Consider the following 21,565-nt stretch of genomic DNA (forward strand, 5'->3'; position numbering starts at 1 on the left):
TAGGGCTTCGCGCAGGGTCATGGAGAACCATCTACCCCAAAAGGGGTATACCGGTCAAGTCTGCCAGCGGGGGGCTTCTATGTACTCCCGGCCCTCGGTGATGAACCACAAGGTAAAGGCGTTGCCCGGCCCGTACTGCACAAGGAGATAGACCAACACCACGATGCCCACCGCAGCGATGAGGGTAAAGAAGGCGAAGCGGGCAAGCCGGATGCCCACCACCTCCCGCCCGAGCTCCAGGGGCAGGAACCAGTACACCCCCCCCATGAAGCCCAAGAGGAGCCACACCACCATGGCGTTGATATGGAGCATCCGGTTGGTCATGAAGTTAAGCTTGCCGTGAAGAAAATTGGGATCCAGGTACTGCCAGGCCGCCAGCAAACCGAAAAGGACCTGGGCCCCAAAAAGGGCCAAGGCTACCCAGAAGTACCAGAGGGCCAGTTTCTGGGACTCGTAGAGCCTTCCTTGCGGTAAAGCCTGGGTCATGGGACACCTCCTACTGCACCCCAGCGAAGCGGTCGGGGAAGCCGTTGGTATCGATGGCCGACATCCACTTCAAAAAGGCCACCAGGGCTTTGGCCTCCTCTTCGCTCAAGCCCAGGTTGGGCATCCGGCGGGCAAAGGTGGGATACCGGTCTGGGTGTTGAAGCCATTCCGCCATGGCCTCCTCCTTGGTGGCCTTACCGGTCATGCCCTTAACCATGGTTTCCCATTTGGGGTCCAACCAGGCGCGGGTGAGGTCGGGAGCGAAGTAGGCCCCGTTACCCAGAAGGGTGTGGCAGTCCATGCAGTTGCGACTCTGCAGGGTCATCTTGCCCTTGTTGACCAGAGCGTAGGCCTCGGCCTCGCTCCAAACCTTTCCGAAGAACCCCACTTCTTCCCCAACCACCGGGATGTCCCGCCGCTTCTCGTAGTCCCGCCGGAGCCCAATCTGCTTGTTGATCACGCTGTAGGCGGGAACCCTGGCCGAGCCCTCCCGGATCTGGTTTAGGGAATCGATGGTGAGGTAAACCAGGATCCCGGTCATGATCAGGGAGCTCACCACAGCCGCATTGCGCCAGAAACGGGGCTCCAGCCATCCAGACCCGCGGGAAAGCCATAGGGTGAGGACCACGGTGGCGAAAAGGGCCCCAACGGTAGTCTCTATCCAGCCGACCTCCATACCTCAACCTCCTTTCACCTCCAGCTCATAAAGTCGGACCTTTTGGGCGCTCTTTCCATGACTCAGGTCAAGGGCAAAAGTCCCCGGGGAAGCCCGCCCCGTCTAGTGCTGGTGCAGGGGCTCCCAGGAGGCCACTTTCTTGCCCCGGGGCTGGCAGACCCCAGTGATGCCCTCCATGAGGAACCCCCCGCCCGAGGGCTTACCATGGGGCCATGGCCCTGCGCAGTCTCCTAAAGCGGGAAGAGTCCTACGCCCTTCACGCCCTCTTGCTCTTGGCAGAAGAGCCAGGGCTCTCGGCGGCGGAGATCGCCGCTAAGCTCAAGGCCCCGGCCGCCTTCATGGCCAAGGTGCTCTCCAGGCTGGCCAAAGCCGGCCTGGTGGAAAGCCGCATGGGCCGGGCCGGGGGGGTGTGGCTCCGGGTTCCCCCGGAGGAGATCACCCTCCTCAAGGTGATGGAGAGCCTCTCCGGCCCCGTGGCCATAGACCTTTGCGCCACCCTAAAGCGCTGCCCTACCGAGGAAAGGCGGGGATTCTGCTACCTCAAGCCCAGCCTAGTGCGCATGAACCAGGAAATCCGTAAAACCCTGGCGGGCTTTACCTTGAAGGATCTCCTGCCAGAGTCCACCAATACCGCTTGACCCAGGTCATGGCGGTCCAGCCCCCCGGGCGCCAAGCTTAGGAGGGTATGGTGGAACTCACCTTAAAGGCCACGGTAAACGAGGTCCTACAGCGCCATCCGGAAGCAGTAAGCCTGTTAAACAAGATGGGCATCGATACCTGCTGCGGCGGGGCCGATTCCCTGGAAGAAGCCTCCCGCCAAGCAGGCAAGTATCCCGAAGAGGTATTGAAGGCCCTTTTGGCCTTACTGGGGAGGCAGGAATGAACCTGCTGGAGAAGGCCCGCTACGGTGAGGTTCGCGGGGTGGAGCTCCTGGCCGACCACCCGGAGGTGCGCCTGGTCCTCTTTAGCCTGCAACAAGGGCAGGAGGTACGGGGCCAAGGGGAGCCCAGGGTGCACCTCCTTTGCCTCGAGGGGGAGGGCATCCTATGGGCCGGGAAGCGGGTCCTCCCCGCCACCCCGGGCACCCTGCTGGCCGCGGAGCCCGGGGAAGCCCACGGGGCCAAGGCCAAAGAAGGAGCCTTTTTGGTACTCGGCATCATCACCCCCAGGCCATGATCCCGGCGAGCCGGCTGGCCCTCACCACGGCCCTCCTCTGGTTCTTGGCCGCCAGCCTAGGGGGCCTGCTCCTAGGCCTGGGCCTCCTTCCCTACACCTGGCGGCCCGCTCACGCCCACATGCAACTTCTAGGCTTCGTGAGCCTTATGATCTACGGGGTGGCCTACCATGCCCTGCCCCGCTTTCGCGGGGTGGTCTTCCGCCGGCCAGGACTGGCCCTTTTCCAGGTAGTTCTGGCCAACCTTGGCCTTCTGGGGATGGCCTTAGCCTGGGGCCTGGGGCTTGGGATCCCAATATGGGGGCTTTTCGCTCTCCTCTCCGTTTTGGCGGGAAGCCTTTTTGTCCTCCTCATGCTGGAGGTACTCTGGGGCTAAGGAATTCCTGGGCCTTACTTCGGAGAATGGCATGCGTGCGACCAGCGTTCCCCTTAAGTCTGTAGCCCTACCCACGGAGCACGGGGGTTGGGGGTTCACCTTAGAACCCATCCTCCTGGGCCTATTCCTCTCCCCAGGGCCCCACACCCTGGGGCTATTCCTCCTAGGCCTTTTCGGCTTCCTGGCCCGGCACCCCTTGAAGCTGGTTTACCAGGACCTAAGGAAGGGCAAGCGCTACCCCCGTACCGAGCTGGCCTTGAAGGTGGGCGGGGTCTATGTGGCCCTAGCCCTTCTGGGCTTTCTCCTCACCGCCTGGACCGCCCAAGGCCCCTTTCTCCTCCCCCTTCTCCTGGCCCTGCCCCTGGGGGCCTACATGCTCTGGGCGGATGCCCTAAATCGCTCCCGGGACCTTTTTCCGGAGATGGCCGCCGCCTTGGCCATGGCCTCCTTAGCCCCAGCAGGGGTTTTGGCAGGGGGCTTGGAACCGGATATAGCTTTGGGCAGCTTTCTGGCCCTGGCCCTGAGGGACATCGCCGCCCTCTACTACGCCCGCACCCAGGTGCTCAGGGCCCGGGGAAAAAACCCCAAGCATCACCCCGCCCACCTGGCCCTTTGGACCTCCTTCCTCCTTGCCCTTTTTCTTCAAGGCCAGGGGCTTCTGCCCGCTCCTACCACCCTTGCCCTTCTCCCCCTGGCCCTGTATGGAAACCTGGCCCTCTTAAGGCCACCGATGGAGGCCAGGATCATCGGTTGGACGCAGATGGGCTTTGGCCTTCTGGTGGTCCTGGCCACCGCCTTGGGCTACACCCTCCAGGGCCTTCCCACCGCCCTTTTGGGGGTACCGCTCCTGCACCGGTTCCTGGGATGGGCCCTGGTGGGCCTGGCTTTTCTGGTAGGGCTTTACCTCCTCCTGGAAAAGGAGGTCAACAGGCCCGTGCGCCTTCTCCTAGGCCTTTACGACCTGAATGCTCTCTTGGGCCTTCTCCACCTGGCCTTTTTCTGGAAGCCCCTCCCTCACCCCCTCTTGGCCCTCATCGGGGTGATCCTCCTTCACCTCCTCCTGAGAAAGCCCCATCCCTGGCCCGGGATTGGCTTCCTCCTCCTAGGCTTCCTCCTTCTTTGGCACTGAGGCCCATGGTGGCCGAAACCACCCTCCTCCCCCCGCCCCCTGGGAAAATAAGAGCATGAGGAAAGCCTGGGGGATTCTCCTCCTCCTTCCCTTGGCCGGGGCCCTCTGCGCCCTGTGGAACCAGCCCGCACCGCCTTGGGGTGGGTCAGAGAAAGTGGCTTGGGAACTGGCTCAGGCGCCTCCCGAACGCCTACAGGAGGTCTACACCCAGGCCCATCCCGCCGTCTTACGCATCGATGGCCCGGAGGGAGGCCGGGGCACAGGATTCTTCTATCGGGAGGGCCTCGTCCTCACCGCCTACCACGTGGTGGCGGAGGGCGGGCCTTATAGCTTGGTGCTCTCCAACCAAAAGCGGGCCACGGCCACCCTTGTCGGTTTCGCCGAGCCCATGGACCTGGCGATCCTGGCCACGGAGGCCCGGGCCCCCGCCCTCCTTTCCCTGGAAACCCAAAGGCGCCCCCAGGTGGGGGAAGCGGTCTTGCACATCGGCAACGGCCGGGGCCAGTTCATCGCCCCCCGCTATGGGCGCATCACCAGGGTTTCCGTGGACCCCTCGCCTTTCCTTCCCCAGGGCCTGGTGGAGACCAGCCTGCCCCTCTCCCCAGGGGATTCGGGCGGACCCGTGCTGGATCTGGAGGGGAAGGTGGTGGGGGTGGCGGTGGCCATCGGCCAGACGGAGGAGGGCTTCCGCAGCTTCTTCACCCCCTTCCTGGGCCGGGACCAGGTCCTGGCGGAGATGGAAGGGGGTAAGCGAAGCTACTGGCCCTATCTGGGCCTAAGGGGTCCCAGGGGCTTAACCCCGGAGCTGGCTCGGGAGCTGGGCCTGCCCCCGGGTGGGGTGCTGGTGGGCGAGGTGGTTCCGGGCGGGGCCGCCCACCGGGCAGGGTTGAGAGGCCTGGAGGCAGGAGGGGTGCCGGATGTGATCCTCGAGGTCAACGGGGTCAAGGTGAACAGCTTCGAGGATCTCCTGCGGGAGGTACGCCGCTACCAGGTGGGGGACCGGGTCCGCCTCACCGTGCGGCGGGGTGGGGAGGTCTTCCAGGTGGAGGCAGACCTCGCCCCCTTTCCGGGCCGCTAGCCGCCCCGCCCCGTTAGGCTTGCGGCCCGATGGGGTCTTTAATAAGGAGAGTGCTTACTGGGACTCCTTGGCCTCCACAAACTCGCGGTAGGCCAGCACTCCAGGAAAGCCCTCCGCCAGGAGCACCGCCCGGGCGATGGCCCGGGCGAGGGCGTCGGCGGCATAGGCCCCGAGGCGGAGGAGGGTCATAGGGTCCACCCCCTGCCCGTCCCCCAGGGCCAGGGCGAAGACCAGGTCCCCGTCCAAGGGGGTGTGGGCCGGGCGGAGGGCCCGGGCGATCCCGTCCTGGGCCATAATGGCCAAGCGCTTGGCCTGGGCTTTGCTGAGGGGGGCATCCGTGGCCACCACCCCTAGGGTGGTGTTCTGGCCCAAAAGGTAGGGAAAGCGATAGTCCTCCTCTTCCCCCCGGTAGCGGGAGAGGTTCGGGAGGAGGTCCTTTTCCGCCTCGGCCAAAAGGGGCTCGGCGTAGAGCCTGCCCGTCTTGGGGTCAAAGGGGCGCCCCAGGCTGTTCACCGCCACCAAGGCCATGACCCGGTACCCCTCCTCCAGGAGGTACCCCGCCAGGCCCAAGCCCCCCTTGACCCCGCCCGCCACCGCCCCGGTGCCCGCCCCCACGCTACCCTCTTCCACCTCCTCCCCGGCAGCCAGGGCCGCCCGGTAGCCCGCCTCCTCCCCCGGTGGCCGGTTCACCCTTCCCCGGCCCAGGTCGTAGAGCACAGCGGCAGGAACAATAGGCACCACACCCCCCGGGGTAGGGAAACCCTTTCTCCTTTCCGCCAGGAAGCGCATCACCCCCTCGGCCGCCGCCAGGCCAAAGGCGCTTCCCCCTGTGAGCACCACCGCATGCACCCGTTCCACGGTGTTCTCTGGCTGGAGGAGGTCGCTCTCCCGCGTGCCAGGAGCTGCCCCCCGTACGTCCACCGCCCCCACCCAGCCCTCCTCTACCAGGACCACGGTGCACCCGGTGAGGGCCTCGAGGTCCGTGAACTGCCCCATCCGAAGGCCTGCCAAGAGGGCCGCGCTACCCGCCAAAGCTTCCGCCATGAGCCCAGTATCGGGTAGGCTAAGGGGCAGAACAAGGAGGAGCCATGTGGGAGTACCTGATCCACGGCGAGCCTTCCCCTAACGTCCAAGCTTTTCTGGAAGGCATTGGAAAAGCTTTGGAAGCCCAGGGGTTTCGCCATAACCCCCAGGCCGAAGCCCCCAATCTGGTGCTGAACGCCATCACCCCGGAAAACCCCAGGCCCTACCGCCGGCGGGCCCAGGCCACCTTCGTGGCCTCGCTGCTGGAGCTTCCCCGGTTTCCTGCCGACCCGCTGAAGGAGCTCTACCCTTACCTGGTCCGGGCCCTTTCCAACGTGCTTCTGGCCTACGTTCCGGGCCAGGGGGTCAAGTTCCTCACCCTGGAGCTCGGCCACTACGACGAGCCAGAAGGGGAAGGGTTCTACGAACGGGTGGCCGCGCGCCTAAGGCCCATCGCCTGTAGCCGCCTGGTGATCAACAACGTCTTCGAGCCCGACCTGGAGCCCGAGCTGTGGCAGGGGGACGAGCTCACGCGGAGCATGTACCGGGCGGGCAAAAAGCTCAAGGAGTGGGACCTCCTTCCTGCTCCCTTCCCCATCGAGGAGATCCTGCCCCCCGAGGACCTACGGCATGTCAAACGGCTTTACGGTATCGGGGGTCTTTCCTACGGCAACCTCTCCGTGCGCAAGGACGAGCACCGCTTCTGGATGTCCGCAAGCGGGGTGGACAAGGCCAACCTGAAGGAGGTGGGCCGGGACATCCTCATGGTCAAGGACTACGACCCCCAGCAAAACGCCATCCTCCTCTCCGTCCCCCCCCACGTGGAGCCTAGGCGGGTGAGCGTGGACGCCATCGAACACTGGATGATCTACCGGGAGCACCCCGGGGTAGGGGCCATCCTGCACGTGCACGCCTGGATGGAAGGGGTCCCCGCCACCCCCTTCAACTACCCCTGCGGCACCTACGAGCTAGCCCAGGCGGTGGCGGAGAAGGTGCGCCAGGCCCCCGACCCCACCCGGGCGGTGGTGGGCCTCAAGAACCACGGCCTCACCATCACCGGGCGTAGCCTGGACGAGATCATGGAAAGGATCGAGGGCAAGCTCATCCGCACCGTGCCCATGTCATGAAGGCCCTCCTCTACACTCCCTCCCTGCCCCGCTTCTTCGCCGCCAGGGCCTTGGGCAAGCGGTTTCCCAAGGGTCTTTTGCCCTTGCGCCTGGCGGAGGTGCCCCTGCCGGAGCGGGAGGGGTTTTTGCGGGTCAAGGTGCGCCTGAGCGGGGTCTGCGGCTCGGACCTGGCCCTCCTCTACGGGAAAAGCCCCCCCTCCATCAGCCCCTTTTTCTCCTTTCCTGCGGTCCTTGGCCACGAGATCCTGGGGGAGGTGGAGGGCAGCCTGGTGGCGGTGAACCCTCTCCTCACCTGCGCCGACCGGGGGCTTCCCCCCTGCCCCGCCTGCCAGCGGGGGGAGGAGGGGCTTTGCCAGAACGTGGCCGAAGGGAGCCTGGCCCCGGGGATGCTGGGGTACAACCGCGACCTCCCCGGGGGCTGGGGGGAGTGGCTCCTGGCCCGGCCCGAAAGGCTTTACCCCATCCCCGAGGGCGTGCCCGAGGCAAGGGCAGTGCTTTCCGAGCCCCTGGCGGTGGTGCTTCGGGGCTTGAAGAAGCTAAGGCCTTGGCCGAAGGAGGCGCTGGTCTTGGGCATGGGCACCCTGGGCCTCATGGCCCTCCGCCTCCTGCGGGCGCTGGGCTTCACGGGCAAGGTCTACGCGGTGGCCAAGTACCCCCACCAGGCGGCCAAGGCCAAAGCCTTCGGAGCCGACGCGGTCTTCCCGAGCGCCAGGGAGGCCCTCTTGGAGCGAACCCGGTGCTACCGCTACCTCCTCTTTGAGGGGTACCGGGGAGGCTATGAGGCGGTGGTGGAGGCCTCGGGAAGCGGGGCTGGCTTCCGGCAGGCCCTCGCCCTGGCCCAGGAAGGGGGCAGGATGCTCCTCCTGGGAGCCCCAGGGCTGGAGTGGGCCGACCTCTCCCCCTTCTGGTTCAAGGAGGTGAGCCTTTCGGGAAGCTACACCTACACCCGCGAGGAGTTCGGAGAGGCGGTGGCCCTCCTCCCGGAGCTTGGGGGCCTGGAAAGCCTGGTGGGCGGGGTCTTCCCCCTGGAGGGGTGGCGGAAGGCCCTCTCGGCCCGGGGCAAGGCCCTCTTCCGGCCAAATGTGTCCTAGAAGAAGGCGGTACCTCCCCCAAGGGGCTATACTCCCCCCAAAGCCGAAGGGGGTGGGCATGGCCTGGGAGGAAGAAGCCTTTGTGGAAGCGGGCGAGCGGCTCCGGGCCCTTCTTAAGGAGGTAAAGCGGGTTATCGTGGGCCAGGACCGCCTCCTGGAAAGGATGCTGGTGGCCCTTCTGGCCCAGGGGCACCTGCTCATCGAAGGGGTGCCCGGCCTGGCCAAGACCTTGGCGGTGAAGACCCTGGCCCGGGCCGTGGGGGGAAGCTTCCGGAGGATCCAGTTCACCCCCGACCTGGTGCCCGCCGACCTCCTGGGCACCCGCATCTACAACCCCAAGGAGGGGGAGTTTAAGACCGAGCTCGGCCCCATCTTCGCCCACCTCCTTCTGGCGGACGAGATCAACCGGGCCCCGGCCAAGGTGCAGTCGGCCCTCCTCGAGGCCATGCAGGAGCGCCAGGTGACCCTAGGCAAGGAAACCTACCCCCTACCCAAGCCCTTCCTGGTGCTGGCCACGCAAAACCCCATCGAAAGCGAGGGCACCTATCCCCTGCCGGAGGCCCAGCTGGACCGCTTCCTCCTCAAGGTGGTGGTGGGCTACCCTGCCTTCCACGAGGAGCTCCTCATCGTGGAGCGCATGACCACAGGGGAGGAGATCCAGGTGGCCCAGGTGCTTTCCCTGGAGGAGGTTTTGGAGCTTTCCCGCCTGGCCAACCGCGTCTACGTCCACCCCAAGGTGGCCGAGCACGCCGTGGCCCTGGTCCAGGCCACCCGGGATCTGGAAAGGGCGGGGCTTAAGGAGCTCAAGCCCTTCGTGGCCTATGGGGCAAGCCCCCGGGCCTCCTTGGCCTTGGTACAGGGGGCCAAGGCCCTGGCCCTGGTCCGGGGGCGGGCCCACGCCCTGCCGGAGGATGTGCGGGACCTGTACCTGGACGCCCTCCGCCACCGCGTGATCCTCTCCTACCAGGCCCTGGCGGAGGGCGTGCGGGTGGAAGACGTGCTGGAAGCCGTCCTAAAGCACCTTCCCCCACCCTTTGTGCCCCTTCACGACCCCTATGGAGACGCCCGAAGCCCTCTTGGCCCGCCTGGAGCTTAAGGTGGTACGTCCCCTGGACGGACTCCTTTTCGGGGACTACCGGGGGGTGTTCTACGGCAAGAGCCTGGAGCTTGCGGAGATCAGCCCCTATAACCCTGGGGATGAGGCCGAGCGCATCGACTGGCCCGCCACCGCCCGTACGGGGGAACTCCACGTGCGCCGCTTTCGCGAGGAGCGAGAACTTACCCTCTGGCTGCTGCTGGACGGGAGTCCCTCCATGCGCTTTGGCACAAGGAGGCGGGAAAAGTACGCCCTGGCCCTGGAACTGGCCCTCAGCGTAGCCTACATCGCCCTGCGGCATGGGAACCGGGTGGGGGCCCTCCTCCCCGGAGGGCTCCTCCCCCCCAGGGGAGGCAAGGCCCAGGCCCTCCTCCTGGCGCGGGAGGCCCTGAGGCCCGGGGAAAACCGTTCCCTGGGAGAGTCGCTGGACCTCCTGGGCCGGGTGGCGAGGCGGCGGAGCCTCCTCCTCATCCTCTCCGACTTCCTAGACCCTTTCGAGGCCTCTTTGGCCCGCTTGGCCGCCCGGCACGACCTAGTGGCGGTCCTGGTGGAAGATCCCCTGGAGCGGGCCCTGCCGGAGGCGGGGGTGCTCTCCTTCTTCGACCCGGAAACAGGGGCGGCGGTGGAGGTGAACGCCCTGGATAGGCGGGTGCGGGAAGCCTACTGGAGACGGGCCGAGGCCTCGAGGCGGGCCCGGGTGGAAGGCATCCGGCGCTCGGGGGCCGATCTCCTCCTGGCCTCCACGGAGGCGGACCTGGTGCCCTTGCTCCTTCAGCTGGTGGAAAGGAGGCGAAGGTGGCCTTCAAGAGCCCCGAGGGTCTCCTCCTAGGCCTTTTCCTCTTGGGCGCCGGAGGGCTTCTCCTCTTTTGGGGAGAGCGGGCCGGGGGGAAGCGGCTGCGAAGGGTCTTGGACCCCGGCTTCGCCCCCCGGCCCAGACCCCTGGGCTGGCCTTTCCTCCTGGCCCCCCTTTTCCTGCTCCTGGCGGCGGGCCGGCCCGAGGCCCCCTTGCCGTGGCGGCAGAACCTCACCCAGGTGGTCCTAGTGGTGGACACCAGCCACTCCATGGCGGCGGACGACGAGCGCCCGAGCCGCCTAGAGCGGGCCAAGGCCCTGGCCAAGGCTTTTCTGCGGGACCTGGACCCTTCCGTGGGGGTGGGGCTGGTGAGCTTCGGACCCCAGGCGGTCCTGGTTCTCTCCCCCTCCACCGACCGCAGGGCCCTCCTCGAGGCCCTGGAGGCCCTCAGGCCCGGGGGGGTAAGCCCCTTGGGCCAGGGCCTCCTCCAGGCCAAGCGGACCCTGCGGCCCGAGGGCCCCGAGCGGGACCTGCCGGAAGCTAAGCCCCCCGCCGCCCTCCTCCTCCTCTCCGACGGGGCGGCCAACGCCGGCCAGGACCCCCTGGAGGTGGCGGCGGAACTGGCCGGGAGCGGGCTTCCCGTCTTCGTGCGCCTTCTGGGGGACCCCAGGGGAACCGTAAGCCGCATTGGGGAAGGGCTTTTCTTCGTGCCCGCCGACCCCTTGCGCCTCCTGCGCTTGGCCCAGGCCACGGGAGGAGAGGTGTTAGGGGAGGACTTCCGCCCCCTCTACCGCATGCTCAGGCTGCACTACGTCTGGAGAAGCCAGGAGCAGGACCTCTCCCAGGCCCTGGTGGTGGCGGGGTTCCTCCTCCTCGCCTTCGGGGCCTACAGGAACCTGGCCCAAGAAGGGAGGTGGCCGTGAGCCTCCTGGCCCCCGAGGCCTTAAGCCTCCTCCTCCTTCTGGCCTTCCTCCTCCTGGGCCTCTACCGCAGGCGCCCCAAGGCCCGCCTGCCCCACCCCCTGGCCTCCCTCCTCCAGGAAGCGGCCAAAGAGGCTCGGGGACCCCTCCCCTGGCTCCCCACGGGCCTCTTCTTCCTCGGGCTCCTCCTCCTGGCCCTGGCCGCCGCCCGGCCCCTCCTCCCCCTGCCGGGGCGGGGGAGCGAAAACGTGGCGGTGCTGGCGGTGGACGTGAGCCGGAGCATGATGGCCTCGGACCTCAAGCCAAGCCGCCTCGAGGCCGCCAAACAGGCGGCAAGCGCCTTTTTGGAAGAGGCCCCCCGCGGCCTAAGGGTGGGCCTGGTGGCCTTCAGCGGCACCGCCCAAACCGTCCACCCCCCCACCACCGATCGAAAGCGCCTTCTGGAGAGCCTGGCGAGCCTGGAGTTCGGCCGCTCCACCGCCATCGGGGAGGGGATCCTGGAGGCCCTGCGCCAGATCCGGGAGGCGGGAGGCAAAGGGGACATCCTCCTCCTCACCGACGGGCGCAACCGCACGGGCGCCGACCCCCTGGAGGCCGCGGGGGAAGCCGCCCGGATGGGGGTGCGGGTCTTCGCCGTGGGGGTGGGGGTGCCGGGCTGGACCCCGGGCCCGGAGGACCCGGTGAGCGCCTTCGGCTTCTTCGCTGGGGCCTATGAGGTGGACGAGGAACTGCTGTGGTCCTTGGCGGAGTTCACCGGGGGGCGCTACTTCCTGGTGGAATCGGAAAAGGAGCTTTCGGCGCTCTACCGACAGTTGGCGCGGACGGTGCGCTTGGAAGTCCGGCGGGAAGAAGCCACCGGTTTCCTGGGCCTCCTGGGAGGGGTTCTGGCCCTTGGAGGCGTGGCCCTAAGGCGCTACCTATCCCCCGCCTAGGACCCCCCAAAAGGGTTGGGCACAGGTTCCACCGGAAAAAGCTCCTGGGGCTCCCCTCCCGGCACGGGGAGCATGCGGAAAAACTCCCCGTTCAGAAAAAGGTACACCTGGGGCTCGCAGGCCCCCTCCCCTTGAGGGGGAAACTGTATAGGTAAGGCCGCAGGCTGCGCCTCTGGCGACCAATGCATCCAAGCCGTCCCCACCCCCAGGAGTCCCCCCAGACACAGGCCCAGCAGGAAGGGTTTCATACTCCCAAGGTAGCAGGCCGGGCCCCAGGGGAAGAAAGCCAGCCCACCTTTGGGGCGTTGGGCTACACCCGACCTGCCCCAACTTCCTTAGGCTGAAGCCATGCGCGCCCTGACCCTGCTCTTCTTCTTGGGCCTCTTCAAAGCCCAAGCCCTCGCCCCGGGGGACAAAGCCCCTATCCTCGAGGCCACCGACAGCTACGGCCGCCCCGTGGACCTCCGAGGAAGCTATGTGGTCCTCTGGTTCTATCCCAAGGCGAAAAGCCCCGGCTGTACCGCCCAAGCCAAGCGCTACACGGAACTCTACCCCGAGTTACAACGCCTGGGGGCCCGGGTTTTTGGGGTAAGCCACGACCCCGCCAGCGAACAGTGCGACTTCGTGGAGAAGCTGGCCCTCAAGGGGGGGATGATCCCCGACCGGGACGGGCGCCTGGCCCGGGCCTACGGGGTGCGCGACCTCTTCGGCTTCTACAGCCGGGACACCATCCTCCTCAACCCGGAGGGGCGAATAGAGCGCATATGGCGGGGGGTGAACCCCTTCAAGGATGCGGACACCGTGCTGGCGTACCTCAAGGAGCGGCTTCGGTGAGGCCTCTTTATCCCCTGGGGTGAGCCCGGAAGGGGTAGCCGAGGCCAAAAGGGCTCTCCCTCTTCCCTGAGGCCACCGACGCTTGCGCGCCCAGGCTTCTGGCAGAGCCCCCACCACCGGCCCAAGCCCCCTCTCACGCAAGGGGCGTAAGATAGGGGACGTGTACGCCATCCTCGAGGGCCTGCGGCAGATCCGCCGCCACCCCACCGCTAGCCTGGCCACCTTCTTCACCGCGCTGGTCTCCTTCGCCCTCCTCTACTTCCTGGGCCTCCTCCTTTGGAACCTGGAGCGGGTGGTGGTCACCCTGGAGCGGGAGCTGGAGGTGGCGGCCTTCCTGCAAAGCGGGGCCAACGTGGAGGCCTTGCTCACGGAAATCCAGGGCTGGCCCGAGGTAGGGGAGGTGCGGCTGCAAAGCAGGGAGGAAGCCCTGGCTCAGCTGGTCCTGGACTACCCCTACCTGGCGGAGGCCAAGGACTTGGTGGAAAACCCCTTGCCCGATACCCTGCGCCTAAGGCTCAAGGAAACCGGGGCGGTGCGCCAGGTGGCCGAGAGGCTCAGGAGGCTCCCCGGGGTGGAAGGGGTGGAGTACGGTGGGGAGCTCACTGAGCGCCTGGTCCAGGTGCTCTCGGGAAGCCGCCTGGCCATGGGGGTTTTGGCCGGCCTGCTGCTCCTCAACACCTTCTTCAGCGTCATGGGCTCCATCCGGCTTTCGGTGGAAAGCCGCAAGGAAGCCCTGGGCATCATGCTCCTGGTAGGGGCCACCCGCCGCTTCATCCAGGGGCCCTTCCTGTGGGAAGGCATGCTCCTCACCCTGAGCGCCGGGGTCCTGGCGGTGCTCTTCGGAGGCCTCCTCTACCGGGCCTTGGCCCAAGCGGTCCAGAGCCTTTTACCCTTCCTGCCCGTCCTCGGCACCCCCGACCTCTGGCGCACGGGGGGGCTGGTCTTGCTACTGGCCGTGGTTTTGGGGGCAGGAGGCGCCTACGCCGCCAGCCGGGCCTACTTGAGGGAGGTCTAGTGCGCTTCTGGGTCTTCGCCTCCTTCCTGCTTCTCCTCCTGGCCCATGGGCAAAACCTGGCCACCCAGGAGGAAACCCTTCGCCGCCTGCAGGAGCAGGCCGCCCGGGCCAAGGCCCTGGAGGCCCAAAGCCAGGCCCGCATCCAGGCCCTGAACCAGGAGCTTGCCCGCCTTTCCCAGCGGGTGCAGAACCTTCTCAGCGAGAAGGCTCGCCTCGAGGGGGAGATCGCCCGCCTGGAACGGGAGCGCGCCGCCCTCCGCCAAGAGATCGCCCGCCTCAAGGCAGAGGTGGCCCAGACCGAAGCCCGCATCGCCAAGCTGGAGAAGGACCTGGCTGTGCTTAAGGAGCGGCTCCAAGCCCTGATGAGAAGCCTCCACCGGGAAAAGGCGGGGCGCTACCTGCCCCTCCTCAGGGCCCAGTCCTTCACCGACCTGGCGGTGCGGGCGCGCTGGGTGGGCTACCTCTCCCAGCAGGACGCGGATCTGGTGCGCACCCTCCAGGCCACCCTGAAGGCCCTTCGGGAGGAGCGGGAACGGCTCAGCCTCCTCCTGGCTGACCTCTCCGCCAAGGAGGCCGGGCTGGCCAAGACCCAGGAGGCCCTGGAGAAGGAACGCCGGGCCCTCGAGGCCACCCTGCAGGGCTTAAGGCAGGAAGCGGAGGGCAAGAAGGCCCTCCTGCGGGATGCCCTTTCGGAACGCCAGCGCCTGCAGGCCCAGCTGGCCCAACTCCAAGCCCGGGTGCTGGCGGAGCGGCAACGCCTCCTCACCCTAAAGCGCCAGGAGGAGGAGCGCAGGCGACAGGAGGAGGAGCGCAGGCGCCAAGAGGAGGCCCGCCGCCAGGCCGCCCGGCCCGTGGCCCGCCAGGAGCCAGGGCAGGTGGTGGTCCCTCCCCCACCCCTCCCCGCCACCGTGGGCCGTCTGGCCTTCCCCGTCCCCGGGGGGCGGGTGCTGGTGCCCTACGGGCAGGAAGGCCCCTTCCAGGTCCTCCAAGGGCCTTCCCCGGGAAGCCCGGTGCAGGCGGCGGCGGAGGGGTATGTGGCGGGCATCCTCTACCTGCCCAACCTGGGCTACACGGTGATGCTGGTTCACACGGAAACCCTCTCCACCGTCTACACCAACCTCCAAGAGCCCCTGGTGCAAGAGGGACAAAAGGTGGAGCGAGGGCAGCTTTTGGGCTACACCGGGGGTGGCCTCCTCATCCGCCCCGAGGAGCTGGAGTTCCGGGTGGCGGTGCGGGTAGGGGACGCCACCCGCTTCGTGGACCCGGCGGCCTACTACTAAAGGCCCTGCCGCAGCGAAAGCTGCGGCAGGGGCCCCAAAGCCTCAAGCAGGCTCGATCAGCCCGTAGTTGCCGTCCTTGCGGCGGTAGATGACGTTGATCTCGTCGGTCTTGGCGTTGCGGAAGACGAAGAAGTCGTGCCCCAGAGCCTCCATCTGGAAGACCGCCTCCTCGGGGTCCATGGGCTTCATCTCGAAGCGCTTGACCCGCACGATCTGGGGGCCCTCCTCCTCCTCGGGCTTACGCAAAGCCTCCATGTCCCGCACCTCGGGGGGCGGGGGGCCCTGGTAGGAGTGGCGCTTGCCCACGAAGCGGCGCTCCCTGAAGCGCTTCAGCTGGGTTTCCAACCGGTCCACCGCGCGGTCGATAGCGGCGTACAGGTCCGGGTCCTCCTCCTCCACCCTGACGAGCCCCCCGGGGAGATCCACCTGCACCTCGGCCTTGGCCTTCCTCTCCACGTGGGCGCTCCCCGCCAAGGAAAGCACCACCTTGGCCATGAGCTCCCCGTTCTGGTACCGGTCTAGGCGGGAAAGCTTCCGCTCCACGTAGTCCCGGATGGCGTCGGTGATCTCCAGGTTACGGCCGATGAGCTTGTAGACGTTCATGCATCCTCCTTTCCGCCCCGGTCAGGGCTTTCCCTTACCCTTATGCTACCACCGTCCCCGGGACGCTCGTCCCGCACCACCTGGCCCGCCTTCAGGGCCACCACCCGGGCGGGGTAGGCCTCCAACAGCTCCCGGCTGTGGGTGGCCACCACCACCGTGGCCCCCCGCTGGTGGGCGGCCTTGAGAATGTCCAGGACCAGGAGGGCGTTCTCCAGGTCCAGGTTGCCCGTGGGCTCATCGGCCAGGATCACCGGGGGGTCCAGGAGGAGGGCCCGGGCGATGGCCACCCGCTGGGCCTCCCCCACGGAGAGCTCCTCGGGAAAGGCCCGCTTCTTGTGGGCCAGGCCCACCCGCCGCAAAGCGGTGGCGATGCGCTCCGGCCACTCCTTGCCCGGAACGCCTTGCACCCGCAGGACGAAGGCCAGGTTTTCCTCCACGGTCATGTCGGAAAGGAGGCGGTGGTCCTGGAACACCATGCCGATGCGGCGGCGGTGGTAGGCCACCTGGTCCCCTCGGAGCAGCTTCAGGTTCTGCCCGCCAAAGTAGACCGCCCCGTGGGTGGGCACGAGCCGCCTAAGGATGAGGGAAAGCAGGGTGGACTTGCCCGCCCCCGAGTGGCCCACCACGTAGACGAACTCCCCCTTCTTGACCTCGAGGCTCACGTTGTAGAGCGCCTTGGTCCCCGTGCGCGGGTACTCCAGGCCCACCCGGTGGAAGGCGATCATGCCCCCACTATAAGCGGAGCGGGCCACGGTTTCTTCTCATGGAGGGGCGCTATAGTGGAGGTCAGGTGAGGGAGAAGATGAAACGACACGCGTGGCTCATCGTGGGGCTTGGGGTTCTAGCTGCCCTGGTCTACGCCCAGCTACCCCGCCCTCAGGCGGAAAACCTCCTGCAAAACCCCAACGGCCAGGCCCTGTTGGAAGTCTACCAGCGGATTCAGCAGGACTACCTGGAGCCCCTGCCCAAGGAGAAGCTGAACGCCCTTTTGGAGGGAGCCATCGGCGGCATGATCTCCGCCCTCAAGGACCCCTTCACCAGCTACTCCCCACCCCAGCGGGCAAGCCTCCGGCAGGAAGACCTCCGGGGCGAGTTCTTCGGCATCGGGGCCACCCTCTCCCCCGCCAACCCCGACGGCACGGGGGCCAAGATCGAGGGGGTGATGAAGGGCCTGCCCGCCCAGCGGGCGGGGATGCGGGCGGGGGATGTGATCCTCGAGGTGGATGGGGAGGACGTGACCGGCCTTCCTCTTCAGGAAGTGGTGGCCAGAATCCGCGGCCGCGAGGGCACCAAGGTCACCATCAAGGTGCGCCGGGAGGGCACCCCCGCCCCCCTGGTCTTTGAGCTCGTCCGCGAAAAGGTGGAGATCATTTCCGTTTCCATCGGCAAGATCGGGGATGTGGGCTACATTGCCCTGGAAACCTTCGCCAACTTCAAGGTGGAGGACCAGCTGAAGCGGGCCATCGACGAGCTCAAGGCCCAGGGGATCAAGAAGCTCATCTTTGACCTTAGGGATAACGGAGGGGGCCTCCTGGACCAGGGTTGCGCCGTGGCCAGCGCTTTCCTTAAGGAGGGACCCATCGTCTACACCCGCACCAAAAACCTCACCCGGGTCTGGTGCGAGGCCTCCGGGCGGCCCCTTTGGGACGGCCCCATGGTGGTATTGGTAAACGGCAACTCCGCCTCCGCCAGCGAGATCGTGGCCGGGGCTCTCCAGGACTACGGCCGGGCCAAGGTCATCGGGGAGAAAACCTTTGGTAAGGGCGTGGGCCAGACCCCTTACACCCTGGCCAACGGGGGCGAGCTCACCCTGGTCACCTTTGAGTGGCTCACCCCCAAGCGCCGGGCCATCAACAAGGAGGGCCTGAAGCCGGACCTCGAGGTGAAGGACACCCGCTTCCCCACCCCCTTCTCCCTGCAGGGGGCCGGGGCCCCCGCGGGGGCCGAGGTCACCGTGACCCTGAACGGCAAAACCGTCAAGCTGAAGGCCGACGCCGAGGGCAAGTTCACCTACACCGAGCCCCAGCGCCAGCGCCCCCTGCCCGAGGAACGAGGCCAGGCGGTTTTGGACTTGGAAAACGACGCCATCCTCAAGCAGGCCCTGGAGGTGCTGGGCGCCCGCTAGCCCTCAAAAGGGCAAGGGGGCCGGGTTTCCCCGGCCCCCTTGCTTGCGCCCTCTACTTGACCACCGCCCCTGGGGGGATATCCCCCTCCACGGTGACCAGGGTGAGCTTATCCCCTTCTGAAGCTGCCAGAATCATGCCCTGGCTCTCCACGCCCCGCAGCTTGGCCGGTTTCAGGTTGGCCACCAGCACCACCTTCTTCCCCAAGAGCTCCTCGGGGCGGTACCAGCGGGCGATGCCGGAAACCACGGTACGCTCCTCGTTCCCCAGGGAGAGCCTAAGCACCAGGAGCTTGTCGGCGTTGGGGTGCCTTTCCGCCCCCACCACCTCCGCCACCCTTAGCTCCACCTTGGCGAAGTCCTCGATGCCGATCTGGGCACTTTCCACTTTTTCCGCTTCCACCTGGGCTCCTTTCCTGGCCTGGGACAGGCCGCTCCCAGCCGTTTCCTTGGGAAAGAGCACGGGGGCCTCCTGGGGAATGGGGCGGGGTTCCGCTAGGCCCCAGCGCTCCGCCTCCTCCAGACGCACCTCCTCCTTAAGGCCCAACGCCCGGCGGAGCTCGGCCATCTTCTCGGGCATGGCTGGGGTGAGGAGGATGGAGGCGATGCGCAACCCCTCCACCACCCGGTAGAGCACCGCCTTAGCCCCCTCCGGATCCCGCTTATGGAGCTCCCAAGGGCGCGCTTCGTTGATGTAGCGGTTCAGGCGCTTCACGTAGGCCATGACCTCCTCGAGGGCCACGTGGAACCTCAGCTCCCGGACTAGGGGGCGCAGGCGTCCCGCAAGCTGGGCGCCTTCCTCCAACCCCTCCCCGGCCACCGGCTCCGGCACCCGCCCCCCGGCGTAGCGCAGGAGCATGGCCCGGGTGCGTTGCACCAGGTTCCCCAGGTCGTCCGCCAGGTCGGCCCCGTACCGGGTCTTGAGGGCCTCCTCGCCCACGGGGGTGTCCTGGCCGTAAGGGATCTCCCGGAGGAGGTAGTAGCGCACCGCGTCCTTCCCGTACTTCTCCGCCAGGGTAAAGGGGTCCACCACGTTCCCCAGGGTCTTGCTCATCTTGCGCCCGTCCGGGCCCAAGAGGAAGCCCCCCACGTTGAGGTGCCGGTACATGGGGATGCCCGCCGCCTTGAGCATGGTGGGCCAGAAGACCGCGTGGGGCTTGAGGATGTCCTTGCCGATCAGGTGCCAGGCGTGGGACCAGAAGAGCCGGTACCTTTCCCCCTTGGGGTAGCCCAGGGCGGAAACGTAGTTGAGGAGGGCATCAAACCAGACATAGGTTACATGCTCCCCGTCCCAAGGCAGGGGAATTCCCCAGGGCACCCGGGCCTTGGGCCGGGAGATGGAAAGGTCCCCGATGGGCTCGGAGAGCATGGAGAGCACCTCGTTGCGGTACCCCTCGGGGCGGATGAGGTCGGGGTGGGTTTGCAGGTAGTCGATGAGCCACTCCCGGTACTTCTCCATGCGGAAGAAGTAGTTCCCCTCACGGCGCCTCTCCACGGGCCGCCCGTGGATGGGGCAAAGGTCCCCTTGAAGCTCCTTTTCCGTGTAGAAACGCTCGCAACTTACGCAGTAAAGCCCCTCATACTCCCCGTAGTAGATGTCCCCGGCCTCGTAGACCTTCTGGAGCACCCTCTGCACCACCTGCTTGTGCCTTTCCTCCGTGGTGCGGATGAAGTCGTCATAGGCGATGCCCAGAAGCTCCCACGCCCGCCGGAAGCGTTCCGAAACCCGGTCCACAAAGGCCTGGGGGTCCTCCCCCGCCCGCTCCGCAGCGCGGTACACCGTCTCCCCGTGCTCGTCGGTGCCCGTGAGGAAGAAGGTTCGGTAGCCGTCCAGCCGGTGCCACCGGGCCAGGAAGTCCGCCACCACCGTGGTGTAGGCGTGGCCCAAGTGGGGCTCGGCGTTCACGTAGTAGATGGGGGTGGTGATGTAGAAGACCTTTTCCACGCTCGCCTCCTAAAAAAACCCGGGGCATGCGCCCCGGGCGGGGAAGCCCTCCCCGCCCTACCCCTGGGGCATGCCCTTCATGGCCTCCATCTTAACACCTAAAGGAAGGTCGCCCCCCTCGGCGCTTCCCCATGCCCTTTTGGGGGCCCGGGCCTTCTGGGGCGCTTAGGGAAGGAACACCTCCACCCCCAAAGGCCCCGCCACCAAAGCCCGGGTGGCCAGGCCCACGAAGAGCCCGGTCTCCACCACCCCGGGGATCTCTAAGAGAGCCCGATGGAGCCCAAGGGGGTCGCCGATGGGCCCGAAGCGCACGTCGGCGATGAGGTGGCCGGAGTCAGTGAAGTAAAACTCGTCCCCGTCCATGCGGAGCTCAGCCTCCCCCCCAAGGGCGGCGATGGCCCTTAAGGTAGCCCGGTGGCCAAAGGGCACGATCTCCACCGGCACCACCCCCCGGCCCAAGACCGGCACCTTCTTGGTGTGGTCGGCGATGACGATGAACTCCTTGGCGGTGCTCTCCACGATCTTCTCCCGCAAAAGCGCCCCGCCCAGGCCCTTGATGAGGGAAAGGTCTGGGGCGATCTCATCGGCCCCGTCGATGGCCAGGTCCACCCCTTCCGGAGGGAGGTCCACCACGGGGACCCCCTCCCTCGAGGCCAGGTCCTTGGTGGCCTCCGAGGTGGGTACCCCCACAACCCCCCTAAGCTCCCCCTCCCGCAAGCGGCGGGCCAGCTCCAAGACGGCGTACCGGGCGGTGGACCCCGTACCCAAGCCCACCACCATGCCGTCCTGCACAAAGGCCACCGCAGCGTGGGCGGCCTCCTTCTTGTAGCTTTCCAAAGGCCTTTCCATCACGACCCCCTTAGGGCCTTAAGGGCCTCGGCCACCTCCTCGGCGTGGCCCTCAGGCGACACCTTCCGCCACACCTTGACGATGCGCCCCTCCGGGTCGATGAGGAAGGTCTGGCGCAAAACCCCCTCGTACTCCTTGCCGTAAAGCTTCTTCTTGCCCCAGGCCCCGTAGGCCAGGATGGCCTGGCGCTCGGGGTCAGCGAGGAGAGGAAAGTTCAGGCCGTACTTCTCGGCAAAGCGCTTGTGGCTTTCCACGCCGTCCGCGGAAACCCCGAGGACCACGGCCCCCAGGTCCTGAAGGTCCCCCATGCGGTCGCGGAAGCCGCAGGCCTCCTTGGTGCACCCCGGGGTATCGTCCTTGGGGTAGAAGTAGAGCACCACCCACCTCCCCCGGTAATCGGCAAGGCGGTGGAGCCTGCCATCCTGGTCGGGGAGTGCAAAATCCGGCGCGAGGCTTCCCGCTTCCATGTAGGGCATGATACCGCACCCGGTTTGGGGCTAGAGCTTATACCCGAAGCGGCGGAGAAGGTCCTTGCGCCAGGCCACCTCGGCCTCGTCCTCTACCCCCAGGGGCTTGAACCCGTCCATAACCCCCAGGATGGCCCTTTGCTCCCCCTCCTCCGCCACCACCACCTGCAGGGGGTTGGCGGTGGCAGCGAAGATGTGCACCACCTCGGGACAGGCCTTCACCGCGTGCAGGACGTTGATGGGGTAGAAACCCTCCCCCAAGACGATGAGGAAGCTGTGCCCCGCGGCCAGGTTCAGGAGGTTCCTCACCGCCAGCTGGGTGAGCTCGGGGTCGGTGCCGGAGTGGCGGATGAGCCGCTTACCGCTGGCCTCGGAGAAGGCGAGGCCGAACTTGATACCTGGCACCGCCGTCACCAGGGCCTCGTGCAGGTCCTCCACGGTCTTGATGAAGTGGGCCTGGCCCAGGATGACGTTCAGGTTTTCCGGCTTCTCAATGGGGATCAGTTTGAGTTCCATACCCCCATTCTACCCGTGGCCCAGGCCCCACCC

Annotated in this window: 25 protein-coding genes; 16 read left to right on the forward strand and 9 right to left on the reverse strand. The window is 67.0% G+C overall.

The features are described from left to right. Positions 1–54: 54 nt before the first annotated feature. Entirely contained in the window at positions 55–486 is a 432-nt protein-coding gene (locus L1088_RS05915) for a cbb3-type cytochrome c oxidase subunit I (RefSeq protein ID WP_234554134.1), read from the reverse strand. Positions 487–496: 10 nt separating this feature from the next. Beyond that, positions 497–1,162: a c-type cytochrome gene (locus L1088_RS05920; RefSeq protein WP_234554135.1), complete on the reverse strand. Its 666-nt coding sequence runs from the start codon at positions 1,160–1,162 to the stop codon at positions 497–499. A 212-nt stretch (positions 1,163–1,374) separates the two neighbouring features. On the opposite strand from L1088_RS05920, the gene L1088_RS05925 reads away from it, so the two are divergent. Genes L1088_RS05925 through L1088_RS05950 form a run of 6 tightly spaced genes read left to right on the forward strand, consistent with a single transcriptional unit; the run spans position 1,375 to position 4,919 of the window. Further along, positions 1,375–1,800 carry an RrF2 family transcriptional regulator gene (locus tag L1088_RS05925; RefSeq protein WP_234554136.1) on the forward strand — a complete coding sequence of 142 codons (426 nt, stop codon included), beginning with the start codon at positions 1,375–1,377 and terminating at the stop codon, positions 1,798–1,800. Positions 1,801–1,847: 47 nt separating this feature from the next. Continuing rightward, positions 1,848–2,045 carry a DUF542 domain-containing protein gene (locus L1088_RS05930; protein WP_234554137.1) on the forward strand — a complete coding sequence of 66 codons (198 nt, stop codon included), beginning with the start codon at positions 1,848–1,850 and terminating at the stop codon, positions 2,043–2,045. Continuing rightward, complete coding sequence (locus L1088_RS05935; protein WP_234554138.1) at positions 2,042–2,338, forward strand: cupin domain-containing protein; 297 nt, start codon at positions 2,042–2,044, stop codon at positions 2,336–2,338. The genes L1088_RS05930 and L1088_RS05935 overlap by 4 nt, the downstream gene beginning before the upstream one ends. Beyond that, positions 2,335–2,712 (forward strand): hypothetical protein, encoded by a 378-nt coding sequence (locus tag L1088_RS05940; protein WP_234554139.1) that lies wholly within the window; start codon positions 2,335–2,337, stop codon positions 2,710–2,712. The genes L1088_RS05935 and L1088_RS05940 overlap by 4 nt, the downstream gene beginning before the upstream one ends. A gap of 31 nt (positions 2,713–2,743) precedes the next feature. Next, positions 2,744–3,841: a YwiC-like family protein gene (locus L1088_RS05945; RefSeq protein WP_234554140.1), complete on the forward strand. Its 1,098-nt coding sequence runs from the start codon at positions 2,744–2,746 to the stop codon at positions 3,839–3,841. Positions 3,842–3,896: 55 nt separating this feature from the next. Beyond that, positions 3,897–4,919 (forward strand): S1C family serine protease, encoded by a 1,023-nt coding sequence (locus L1088_RS05950; RefSeq protein WP_234554141.1) that lies wholly within the window; start codon positions 3,897–3,899, stop codon positions 4,917–4,919. Between the two features lie 54 nt (positions 4,920–4,973). Here L1088_RS05950 and L1088_RS05955 read toward each other — a convergent pair whose 3' ends face one another. Continuing rightward, positions 4,974–5,963 (reverse strand): P1 family peptidase, encoded by a 990-nt coding sequence (locus L1088_RS05955; RefSeq protein ID WP_234554142.1) that lies wholly within the window; start codon positions 5,961–5,963, stop codon positions 4,974–4,976. A gap of 44 nt (positions 5,964–6,007) precedes the next feature. Between L1088_RS05955 and L1088_RS05960 the strand changes: the two genes are divergently transcribed. From L1088_RS05960 to L1088_RS06000, 9 genes are all read left to right on the forward strand, one after another. Continuing rightward, positions 6,008–7,069 (forward strand): class II aldolase/adducin family protein, encoded by a 1,062-nt coding sequence (locus L1088_RS05960; RefSeq protein ID WP_234554143.1) that lies wholly within the window; start codon positions 6,008–6,010, stop codon positions 7,067–7,069. After that, positions 7,066–8,160, forward strand: coding sequence for a zinc-dependent alcohol dehydrogenase (locus L1088_RS05965; RefSeq protein WP_234554144.1), 1,095 nt, complete (start codon positions 7,066–7,068; stop codon positions 8,158–8,160). Before L1088_RS05960 ends, L1088_RS05965 begins: the two co-directional genes overlap by 4 nt. 58 nt (positions 8,161–8,218) lie before the next feature. Next, the gene (locus L1088_RS05970; protein ID WP_234554145.1) at positions 8,219–9,256 is read left to right on the forward strand and encodes an AAA family ATPase; all 1,038 of its coding nucleotides are present in this window, start codon (positions 8,219–8,221) and stop codon (positions 9,254–9,256) included. Then, positions 9,216–10,085 (forward strand): DUF58 domain-containing protein, encoded by an 870-nt coding sequence (locus L1088_RS05975; protein ID WP_234554146.1) that lies wholly within the window; start codon positions 9,216–9,218, stop codon positions 10,083–10,085. The genes L1088_RS05970 and L1088_RS05975 overlap by 41 nt, the downstream gene beginning before the upstream one ends. Beyond that, positions 10,052–10,972 carry a vWA domain-containing protein gene (locus L1088_RS05980; RefSeq protein ID WP_234554147.1) on the forward strand — a complete coding sequence of 307 codons (921 nt, stop codon included), beginning with the start codon at positions 10,052–10,054 and terminating at the stop codon, positions 10,970–10,972. The genes L1088_RS05975 and L1088_RS05980 overlap by 34 nt, the downstream gene beginning before the upstream one ends. Then, the gene (locus L1088_RS05985; RefSeq protein WP_234554148.1) at positions 10,969–11,901 is read left to right on the forward strand and encodes a vWA domain-containing protein; all 933 of its coding nucleotides are present in this window, start codon (positions 10,969–10,971) and stop codon (positions 11,899–11,901) included. The genes L1088_RS05980 and L1088_RS05985 overlap by 4 nt, the downstream gene beginning before the upstream one ends. A 348-nt stretch (positions 11,902–12,249) precedes the next feature. Further along, positions 12,250–12,735, forward strand: coding sequence for a peroxiredoxin (locus L1088_RS05990; protein ID WP_234554149.1), 486 nt, complete (start codon positions 12,250–12,252; stop codon positions 12,733–12,735). A gap of 160 nt (positions 12,736–12,895) precedes the next feature. Next, positions 12,896–13,750 carry a cell division protein FtsX gene (locus L1088_RS05995; protein WP_038045958.1) on the forward strand — a complete coding sequence of 285 codons (855 nt, stop codon included), beginning with the start codon at positions 12,896–12,898 and terminating at the stop codon, positions 13,748–13,750. Continuing rightward, positions 13,750–15,030: a murein hydrolase activator EnvC family protein gene (locus L1088_RS06000; protein WP_051913544.1), complete on the forward strand. Its 1,281-nt coding sequence runs from the start codon at positions 13,750–13,752 to the stop codon at positions 15,028–15,030. Before L1088_RS05995 ends, L1088_RS06000 begins: the two co-directional genes overlap by 1 nt. A 42-nt stretch (positions 15,031–15,072) precedes the next feature. Here the strand turns inward: L1088_RS06000 and hpf are convergent, their stop codons facing one another. After that, a complete protein-coding gene (gene hpf / locus L1088_RS06005; RefSeq protein ID WP_038045957.1) occupies positions 15,073–15,633 on the reverse strand; it encodes a ribosome hibernation-promoting factor, HPF/YfiA family in 561 nt (186 codons plus the stop codon). Then, positions 15,630–16,358 (reverse strand): cell division ATP-binding protein FtsE, encoded by a 729-nt coding sequence (locus tag L1088_RS06010; protein WP_038045956.1) that lies wholly within the window; start codon positions 16,356–16,358, stop codon positions 15,630–15,632. Before L1088_RS06010 ends, hpf begins: the two co-directional genes overlap by 4 nt. A 77-nt stretch (positions 16,359–16,435) precedes the next feature. Here L1088_RS06010 and L1088_RS06015 point away from each other — a divergent pair, with 77 nt between their 5' ends. Beyond that, complete coding sequence (locus tag L1088_RS06015; RefSeq protein ID WP_038049370.1) at positions 16,436–17,758, forward strand: S41 family peptidase; 1,323 nt, start codon at positions 16,436–16,438, stop codon at positions 17,756–17,758. Between the two features lie 52 nt (positions 17,759–17,810). Here L1088_RS06015 and metG read toward each other — a convergent pair whose 3' ends face one another. The 4 genes from metG to L1088_RS06035 all read right to left on the reverse strand — a co-directional run bounded on the left by metG (position 17,811) and on the right by L1088_RS06035 (position 21,532). Then, positions 17,811–19,700 (reverse strand): methionine--tRNA ligase, encoded by a 1,890-nt coding sequence (gene metG / locus L1088_RS06020; RefSeq protein WP_038045955.1) that lies wholly within the window; start codon positions 19,698–19,700, stop codon positions 17,811–17,813. A gap of 165 nt (positions 19,701–19,865) precedes the next feature. After that, on the reverse strand, positions 19,866–20,549 hold the full coding sequence (gene rpiA / locus L1088_RS06025) for a ribose-5-phosphate isomerase RpiA (protein WP_234554150.1): 684 nt from the start codon (positions 20,547–20,549) through the stop codon (positions 19,866–19,868). Next, positions 20,549–21,025 (reverse strand): thioredoxin-dependent thiol peroxidase, encoded by a 477-nt coding sequence (bcp, locus tag L1088_RS06030; protein ID WP_234554151.1) that lies wholly within the window; start codon positions 21,023–21,025, stop codon positions 20,549–20,551. Before bcp ends, rpiA begins: the two co-directional genes overlap by 1 nt. Positions 21,026–21,046: 21 nt before the next feature. Continuing rightward, positions 21,047–21,532 (reverse strand): adenosine diphosphatase, encoded by a 486-nt coding sequence (locus L1088_RS06035; protein WP_234554152.1) that lies wholly within the window; start codon positions 21,530–21,532, stop codon positions 21,047–21,049. Positions 21,533–21,565 lie beyond the last annotated feature (33 nt).

This window comes from Thermus caliditerrae (assembly GCF_021462525.1).
GTDB lineage: Bacteria > Deinococcota > Deinococci > Deinococcales > Thermaceae > Thermus > Thermus caliditerrae.